Here is an 8,799-nt window from a genome sequence, read left to right on the forward strand (position 1 = left end):
CTATGTACTAGTAGTAATAGGTATAGACCATTGCCCTTGAGGACAGGAGATCCCGCCCTATGCGCTTGCTTGCCCAGTTCGATAACCGCCTGGCGCGGCTTAGCCTGCATGGACGGCTGTGGGCCGTGGTGGCCAGCCTGGCGCTGCCGATGCTGCTGGCGGCGCTGCTGGCGGCCATGTTTCATCTGTACGCGGTCCAGGCCTGGCGTGGCTACAGCGGCCAGGAGCAGTACGCGGTGGAACTGGCGCTCAAGGCCGGCGCGGACCTGCGGCTGCTGGACGCTCCCGCCGACCGCCAGGCCGGGCTGCTGGCGCTGCGCGAGCAAATGCGGACCGTCGGTGCGCTGAGCAGTGAGGCCGGCGTGCGGCGCGCAGCGCAGGCGGTGACAACGCTCAGTTACGAATTCGGGGCGGGCACGGGTGCCCAGTCCGGCGCCGGCGCATCGCCCTCCGCCGCACTGGCGCCGCTGCTCGACACGCTCGGTGCGCGGGCGGCCGATGCCTCGGCAAAGGGCAGGGGGCGCGCGGCCAGCCTGGCCATGACCGCGCTGGTGGCAATGTTGCTGCTGCCGGCCCTGGCCGTGGGCGCCGGCATCGCGCTGGCGCGGCGCCTGACCCACAGCATCGACGGCACGCTGCGCGACTGCATAGCTTTCGCCGGCGCCATCGCATCGGACAATTTCAGCCACGGCGGCAGCCAGGCCCGCGCGTCCGTGCGCGCCATGCGCATGAATACCGATGCCGACAGCGCCAGCGAGTTCGACATCCTGGTACGCTCCATGAACCGCATCGCCGACGAAACCACCATCGCCGCCAAGCGCGGCGCCGCGCAAAGCGCCCGCCTGCAGCACCTGGAACGCTCCTGGGCGCTGTTCTCGGCCTGCGCGCAGTCGCAATTGCGGGCGGCGGACGACAGGGAGCTGATGGCCGCCGTGTGCGCACACCTGTGCGAGCATGGCGGCTACCGCGCCGCCTGGGTGGGCTACGCGCTGGACGACGCGGGGCGCGGCATCGAAGTGGCGGCCCGGGCGGGGACGGACGCGAACTACATCCACAAGCTGGCCCTGTCCTGGGGCGATGACGCGCACCAGCAGGGCGGCTTCGGCACGGCCATCCACCAGAACCGCACCATGACGACAAGCGAGCTGGCGGAGGACCTGGTGTTCAATGCGGAGGGCCGGCCGGCTATACCGCACGGCCTGCTGGCCGCCGCGGCGCTGCCGCTGCGCACCGATGCGGACGGCGCGCCGTTCGGGGTGCTGGGCCTGTATTCGGCCAAGGCGGACGTGTTTACCAGCCAGGAACTGGCGCTGCTGCAGCAACTGGCGGACGACCTGGTGCTGGGCATTGCCCGCTGCCGGCTGCACGCGCAGTGCGTGCGGCAGGCCGACGCCGAGGCCGCCAAGGCCGCCGAGGTGCACCCGGTCTACTACGACAATCTGACCGGCCTGGCCACGCTGGAAACCGTGCAGCGCCAGCTGGCCGCTTTGGCCGGCCTTGCCCCGGCCTCGCACAGGAAGCTGGGTTGCCTGCACATCAACCTGGACAGTTTCGACGTGATCAACGAGAGGCTGGGTTATGCGGTCGCCGACCAGCTGCTGGTGCAGGCGGCGCTGCGGCTGGCGCAGGCGGCCGGGGACAAGGCGGTGCTGGCCCGGCCCGGTGCCGACGAGTTTATCGTGCTGCTGCCGGGGCTGGTGTCGGCCGCGCACGCCGGCAAGATCGCCGCGCGCGTGGCCGCCACGCTGGGCCAGGAAATCGATGCCGGCCTGCTGCCGCCCGGTACCCCGCAGCTCAAGCTGATGTGCTCCACCGGCATTGCCGTCTATCCGGATGACAGCGCCGACGCAGCCGACCTGCTGCCGCATGCGCGCCAGGCCATGCAGCAGGCCAAGCAGCAGGGCGGCAATGCGCACCGCTATTATGCGGACGCGCTCAATGCGCAAGTGGCGCAGCGCACCGCCATGGAGCTGGCCCTGCGCCGCGCGCTGGAGCGGGACGAACTGCTGCTGTTCTACCAGCCGCAGAACAGCCTGGCGCATGGCGGTGTGGTCGGCGCGGAAGCGCTCATGCGCTGGCAGCATCCGCAGCGCGGCTTGCTGGCGCCGTTGGAGTTCATCCGCCAGGCCGAAGAAACCGGGCTGGTGATGCCGGTTGGCGCCTGGGCCATCGACCGCGCCTGCCGCCAGATGAAGGAGTGGGCCGGACTGGGGCTGCATATGCCGCCGGTGGCGGTCAACCTGTCGCCCAGCCAGTTCCGCCTGCCGGGCCTGGCCCAGACAGTGCGCCATGCCTTGGCCGCGCACGGCCTGCCGGGCGCGTCCCTGGTGATCGAGGTGAGTGAGCAGGCCCTGGTGCAGGACGCGGAGGCTGCGGCCGCCGTGCTGCGCGAGCTCAAGGAGCTGGGCGTGGGCGTGACGCTGGACGATTTCGGCCATGGCCAGGCGTCGCTGTCATGCCTGCAGCAATTCCCGGTCGACCGCCTGAAGATCGCCCCCGCCCTGGTGCACGAGTTGTCCACTTCGCCGGCCGCCGGCGTGCTGTGCGGGGCCATCATTTCGCTGGCGCACACGCTGGGCATCAAGGTGATCGCCGACTGCGTGGACAGCGAGGCGCAGCTGAACGGCCTGCGCAGCCAGCGCTGCGACACCGTGCAAGGCGCACTGTTCAGCAAGGCGCTGCCGGCGGATAGCTACGCCAGCCTGTTCGCCGCCGGTAAGAAGCTGACGCTGTCGGCCCGGCCGGCGCAGGACCAGCCGGGCGCGGCGGACAAGCGCGCTGCCGCGGACGGCGGCGCCGTCGCGGCGCAAGGCGAAGACAGGGTGCAGCGTTGCCTGTTGCTGGTGGATGAGGATGCGGGCACACTGCGCGCGCTGAACCGCGTGTTGAAGGGCGAGGGTTACAAGATCCTGGCGGCGGCCAGCGCGGGCGATGCGCTGGCGCTGATGGAGGCCAACCCGGTGCAGGTGGTGGTGTGCGGTGACCGGCTGCCGGATATGGGCGGCAGCGAGTTCCTGGCCAGAGTGGCGCGGCAAGACCCGGCCGCCGAGCGTATCCTGCTGACGGGCGACGCCGGCTTTGCCGAGGCGCTGGATGCCCTCAACAGCGGCGCGGCGCAGCGCATCTTCCCCAAACCATGGAGCGACGCGCAGCTGCGCGAATGCGTTCATCCACCGCTGCGGGCTGCGTAAAAAAAACCGCCCGAAGGCGGTTTCAAACGTGCCGGCGGGAGTTGCCTCCCGCCTTCTTGGGGTAATCAGTCTGCTGCGTAGATGTCGTTGTGGACGGTCTCTTTGACGAACAGGGTACCGATGACGACCGTGACCAGCGCGATCACGATCGGGTACCACAGGCCGTAGTAGATGTCGCCCTTGAAGGCCACCAGCGCGAAAGCGGTGGTAGGCAGCAGTCCGCCAAACCAGCCGTTACCGATGTGATACGGCAGCGACATGGAGGTGTAGCGGATGCGGGTCGGGAACATCTCCACCAGCATGGCGGCAATCGGGCCGTACACCATGGTCACGTACAGCACCAGGATGAACAGCAGCAGCACCATCATCGGCTTGTTGATCTGGTCAGGATCGGCCTTGGCCGGGTAGCCTGCGGCCTTGATCGCTGCGCCAGCTTCCTTCTTGAAGGCGGTTTCCTGCTTTTTGCTTTCGTCGTTGAAGTTCAGGCCGTCAGGCGTCATGACCGCATTGAAGGAAGGCACTTCCTTGTCGCCGATCTTGATGGTGGCAACCGTGCCGGCAGGCGCATCCTGGCGGGTGTAGGCCACCGAGTTAGCCGACAGCATGGCGGTGGCGATGTCGCACGACGATGGGAACTTCTTGGTGCCGGTCATGTTGAACTGGAAATGGCAGGACGCAGGGTCTGCCACCACCACCACTGGCGAATTTTTCAGCGCGGTTTCCAGCGCAGGGTTGCCGTAGTGGGTCAGGCCGCTAAACAGCGGGAAGTAGGTCGCGGCGGCAATCACGCAGCCACCGAGGATGATGTACTTGCGGCCGATGCGGTCCGACAGGCTGCCGAAGAAGATGAAGAACGGCGTAGCCAGCAGCAGGGCGATGGCGATCAGCACGTTGGCGGTGGCGATGTCGATCTTCAAGGTTTGCAGCATGAAGAACAGCGCGTAGAACTGGCCGGTGTACCACACCACTGCCTGGCCCATGGTCAGGCCGATCAGCGCCAGGATCACGATCTTGGCGTTTTTCCACTGGCCGAAGGCTTCGCTCAGCGGCGCCTTGGATACCTTGCCTTCCGCTTTCATCTTGGCGAATGCAGGCGACTCATTCATGGCCAGGCGGATCCACACCGAGATACCCAGCAGCAGCACGGAGACCAGGAAGGGAATGCGCCAGCCCCAGGCGTTGAACGCTTCTTCGCCGGTAGCCATGCGGGTACCCAGGATCACCATCAGCGACAGGAAGAAGCCCAGCGTGGCGGTGGTCTGGATCCAGGCGGTGAACAGGCCGCGCTTGCCGTGCGGTGCGTGCTCGGCCACATAGGTTGCCGCGCCGCCGTACTCGCCGCCCAGCGCCAGGCCTTGCAAAATGCGCAGCGTGACCAGGATGATGGGGGCGGCAATGCCGATTGCGGCGTAGCCCGGCAGCAAGCCGACGATGAAGGTCGACAAGCCCATGATCAGGATGGTGATCAGGAAGGTGTACTTACGGCCGATCATGTCGCCCAGGCGGCCGAATACCAGCGCACCGAATGGACGGACGATGAAGCCGGCGGCGAAGGCCAGAAGTGCGAAAATGAAGGTGGTGGTGGGGTCGCCGATAAAGAACTGCTTGGCGATGATGGATGCGAGCGAGCCGTACAGATAAAAATCGTACCACTCGAATACTGTGCCTAGTGAGGACGCGAAGATAACTTTCTTTTCTTCCGCCGTCATGGGCGCTGCTTTGCCCACGTTGCGCGCGCCATTGGCGGTGCCGGATGCTGTTGCCATGATTGTCTCCATATAATTATTAAACCCCGACAGCTAACGAGTTGTTACTTTATTAGCCTGAATGCACTATGGACGCGAAACCTTACGTCAGGCTTGCTTCAAACTTACGCAGAACTTACACGCCGCGCCGCTTGAATAAATTTGCGAACGACCGTACTAAAATATGCTATTCTCAATCCATCGACTACAACACTTCCAACCTGGAGACAGAAAATGACTGATGCCGTGATCGTTTCGACCGCCCGTACTGGCCTGGCCAAATCGTGGAAAGGCGCTTTCAACATGACCCATGGCGCCACGCTGGGCGGCCACGCGCTGCAGGCGGCGATTGCCCGCGCCAAGATCGAGGCGGGCGAGGTGGAGGACGTGCTGATCGGCTGCGCCAACCCCGAAGGCGCCACCGGCGGCAACATCGCGCGCCAGATCGCGCTGCGGGCCGGCTGCCCGGTGACCACCGCCGGCATGACGGTCAACCGTTTTTGCTCGTCCGGCCTGCAAACCATCGCCACTGCCGCCCAGGCCATCATCGCCGGCCAGGGCGACATTTTTGCCGCCGGCGGCGTGGAATCGATCTCCTGCGTGCAGCAGGAAATGAACCTGCATATGTATAAGGAAGTCTGGCTGTCGCAGAACAAGCCGGAAATCTACTGGAGCATGCTGCAAACGGCCGAGAACGTGGCCAAGCGTTACAGCATCGGCAAGGAGCGCCAGGACGAGTACGGCGTGCAGAGCCAGCAGCGCGCCGCCGCCGCCCAGGCCGCCGGCTTGTTCAACGCCGAAATCGTGCCGATGACCACCGTGATGGGCGTGGCCGACAAGGCCACCGGCATGCTGGTGAGCCGCGAAGTGACGATTTCCGCCGACGAAGGCATCCGCGCCGACACCACACTGGAAGGCGTGTCGAAGATCCGCACCGCCATGCCGGGCGGCGTGGTCACCGCAGGCAATGCCAGCCAGTTCTCGGACGGGGCCTCGGTGGCCATCGTGATGAATTCGAAAGTGGCCGAAGCAAAGGGCCTGCAGCCGCTGGGTATCTTCCGCGGTTACGCCGTTGCCGGCTGCGAGCCGGACGAAATGGGCATCGGACCGGTGTTCGCCATTCCCAAGCTGCTCAAGCAGGCTGGCCTGAAAGTCGAGGACATCGGCCTGTGGGAGCTCAATGAAGCGTTCGCCGTGCAGGTGCTGTACTGCGCCGACAAGCTGGGCATCCCGATGGACCGCCTGAACGTGAACGGCGGCGCCATCGCCGTGGGCCACCCGTACGGCGTGTCGGGCGCGCGCCTGACCGGCCATGCGCTGATCGAAGGCAAACGCCGTGGCGTGAAGTACGTGGTGGTCACCATGTGCATCGGCGGCGGCCAGGGCGCGGCAGGCCTGTTCGAGGTCGTCTAAGGCGGCACAGCAGCAAGCACGGGCGCTCGGAGAAGCGCCCGTTTCATAACTAGATCGTCGAGACTACTATGCAATCCAAACTCCTGTCGCGGCGCGACATCGATTTCCTGTTGTATGAATGGCTGGACGTGGAATCGCTAAACCAGCGGCCGCGCTTCCAGGACCATAGCCGCGAGACCTTCAACGCGGCCATCGACACGGCCGAGCAGATCGCCACCGACCTGTTCGCGCCGCACAACAAGAAGAGCGACCAGGAAGAACCGCATACGGTGCCGGGCGAGCACTGCCTGGAAGTGAAGATCATCCCCGAAGTGAAAGCCGCGCTGGACGCCTACGTCGGCGCCGGCCTGATGGCGGCGGGCCAGGACTATGAACTGGGCGGCATGCAGTTGCCGGTGACGGTGGAGAAGGTGCTGGCGGCGTACTTCACGGCGGCCAACGTGTCCACCACGTCGTATCTGTTCCTCACCATCGGCAACGCCAATACGCTGCTCAAGACCGGCACGCCGCAACAGGTGCGCCGCTTCGTGCAGCCCATGTTCGAGGGCCGCTACTTCGGCACCATGTGCTTGTCCGAGCCACAGGCCGGTTCCAGCCTGTCCGACATCACCACCCGCGCCGAACCCGATCCAGCCCCCGGTCCCGAAGGCGAGCGCCAGTACCGCCTGACCGGCAACAAGATGTGGATCTCGGCCGGCGAGCATGACCTGGCCGGCAATATCGTGCACCTGGTGCTGGCCAAGATCCCCGGCCCGGACGGCAAGCTGATTCCCGGAGTGAAAGGCATTTCGCTGTTCATCGTGCCCAAGTTCCTGGTCAACGACGACGGCACGCTGGGCGAGCGCAACGATGTGGTGCTGGCTGGCCTGAACCACAAGATGGGCAACCGGGGCACCAGCAACTGCCTGCTCAACTTCGGCGAGGGCAAGTTCAAGCCGCAGGGCAAAGGCGGCGCCATCGGCTACTTGGTCGGCAATGCGCACCAGGGCCTGGCCAATATGTTCCACATGATGAACGAGGCGCGCATCGGCGTGGGCGCGGGCGCGGCGGTGCTGGGCTATACCGGCTACCTGCACGCGCTGGACTACGCGCGCAACCGTCCGCAAGGCCGCCACCCGGCCGCCAAGGACCCGGCGCAGCCGCAGCTGCCCATTATTGCGCACACCGACGTGCGGCGCATGCTGCTGGCGCAGAAGGCCTACTGCGAAGGCGCCCTGGCGCTGGTGCTGTACAGCTCCCGCCTGGTGGACGAGCAGCACACGGCAGCCACGCCGCAAGCGCGCGAGCATGCCGGCCGCCTGCTGGATTTCCTCACGCCCATCACCAAGTCCTGGCCCTCGCAATGGTGCGTGGAGGCCAACAGCCTGGCAATCCAGGTGCACGGCGGTTACGGCTACACCCGCGAATACAACGTGGAGCAGTTCTATCGCGACAACCGCCTGAACGCCATCCACGAAGGCACGCACGGCATCCACGGGCTGGACCTGCTGGGCCGCAAGGTGTCCATGCAGGAGGGCGCGCTGTTCAAGGCCTTCGCAGGCGAAGTGCGCAAGACGGTGGACCGCGCCGCGTCGGCCAACCCGCAGCACGCGCTGTCGGCCGAACTGTGCGCGCAGGCGGACGCATTGGCCGCCGCGCTGCGCCGCACCAGCCACGTGACGCAGGCCCTGTACGCGGCGGGCGACATGAACAAGACCCTGGCCAACGCCAGCACCTACCTGGAAGCCATGGGCCACATCGTGGTGGCGTGGATGTGGCTGGAGCAGGCCGTGGTGGCCGCGCGCAGCCTGGCCGAAGGCGCTGCCGGAGAGGACGCCAATTTCTATCACGGCAAGCTGCAAGCCTGCCGCTACTTCTTCCGCTGGGAGCTGCCCAAAGTGCAGCAGCAGCTGGATTTGCTGGAAAGTATAGACACGACCACGCTCGACATGCAGGATGCGTGGTTTTAAATTTTAATCTCAGCAGGAGACCAACGATATGCGTACTACCCAAGAACTATTCAGCCTGCAAGGCAAAACCGCACTGGTAACCGGCGGCTCGCGCGGCCTGGGCCTGCAAATGGCGCTGGCGCTGGGCGAGCAGGGCGCCAAGGTGGTGCTGTCCTCGCGCAAGCAGGCAGACCTGGACGAAGCCGTGGCCATCCTGGCCAAGCATGGCGTGACCGCCTACGCCATCGCGGCGGACCTGGGCAAGGAAGCCGCCGTCGGCCCGCTGGTGGACGCGGCAATGGAAAAGCTGGGCGGCCATATCGACATCCTGGTCAATAATGCCGGCGCCACCTGGGGCGCGCCGGCCGAAGACTACCCACTGGAAGCGTGGGACAAGGTGATGAACCTGAACATCCGCAGCATTTTCCTGGTGTCGCAGGCGGTGGGCAAGCGCTCCATGATTCCGCGCAAGTATGGGCGCATCATCAACATCGCGTCGATTGCCGGCCTGGCCGGCAATCC

Annotated in this window: 5 protein-coding genes; 4 read left to right on the forward strand and 1 reads right to left on the reverse strand. The window is 65.8% G+C overall.

Annotated features, from left to right (window positions below):
* Positions 1-59 precede the first annotated feature (59 nt).
* Positions 60-3,191 (forward strand): EAL domain-containing protein, encoded by a 3,132-nt coding sequence (locus AC6H42_RS19310; protein ID WP_497548735.1) that lies wholly within the window; start codon positions 60-62, stop codon positions 3,189-3,191.
* A 65-nt stretch (positions 3,192-3,256) separates the two neighbouring features.
* Here the strand turns inward: AC6H42_RS19310 and AC6H42_RS19315 are convergent, their stop codons facing one another.
* Positions 3,257-4,957: an MFS transporter gene (locus tag AC6H42_RS19315; protein ID WP_057156513.1), complete on the reverse strand. Its 1,701-nt coding sequence runs from the start codon at positions 4,955-4,957 to the stop codon at positions 3,257-3,259.
* A 213-nt stretch (positions 4,958-5,170) separates the two neighbouring features.
* Between AC6H42_RS19315 and AC6H42_RS19320 the strand changes: the two genes are divergently transcribed.
* The 3 genes from AC6H42_RS19320 to AC6H42_RS19330 all read left to right on the forward strand — a co-directional run.
* Positions 5,171-6,349, forward strand: a complete 1,179-nt coding sequence (locus AC6H42_RS19320; protein WP_497548736.1) for an acetyl-CoA C-acyltransferase — start codon at positions 5,171-5,173, stop codon at positions 6,347-6,349.
* Positions 6,350-6,417: 68 nt separating this feature from the next.
* Positions 6,418-8,298 carry an acyl-CoA dehydrogenase gene (locus AC6H42_RS19325; protein WP_497548737.1) on the forward strand — a complete coding sequence of 627 codons (1,881 nt, stop codon included), beginning with the start codon at positions 6,418-6,420 and terminating at the stop codon, positions 8,296-8,298.
* 28 nt (positions 8,299-8,326) lie between these two features.
* The coding region (locus tag AC6H42_RS19330) for an SDR family NAD(P)-dependent oxidoreductase (protein WP_497548738.1) at positions 8,327-8,799 on the forward strand (473 nt) is incomplete at its 3' end.

Source organism: Massilia sp. NBRC 108631 (genome assembly GCF_059704565.1).

Excerpts from the sequence above, each read along its gene's own strand:
- AC6H42_RS19325 (WP_497548737.1), top strand. The coding sequence starts at position 6,418 with ATGCAATCCAAACTCCTGTCGCGGCGCGACATCGATTTCCTGTTGTAT.
- AC6H42_RS19310 (WP_497548735.1), top strand. The coding sequence starts at position 60 with ATGCGCTTGCTTGCCCAGTTCGATAACCGCCTGGCGCGGCTTAGCCTG.
- AC6H42_RS19320 (WP_497548736.1), top strand. The coding sequence starts at position 5,171 with ATGACTGATGCCGTGATCGTTTCGACCGCCCGTACTGGCCTGGCCAAA.
- AC6H42_RS19315 (WP_057156513.1), bottom strand. The coding sequence starts at position 4,957 with ATGGCAACAGCATCCGGCACCGCCAATGGCGCGCGCAACGTGGGCAAA.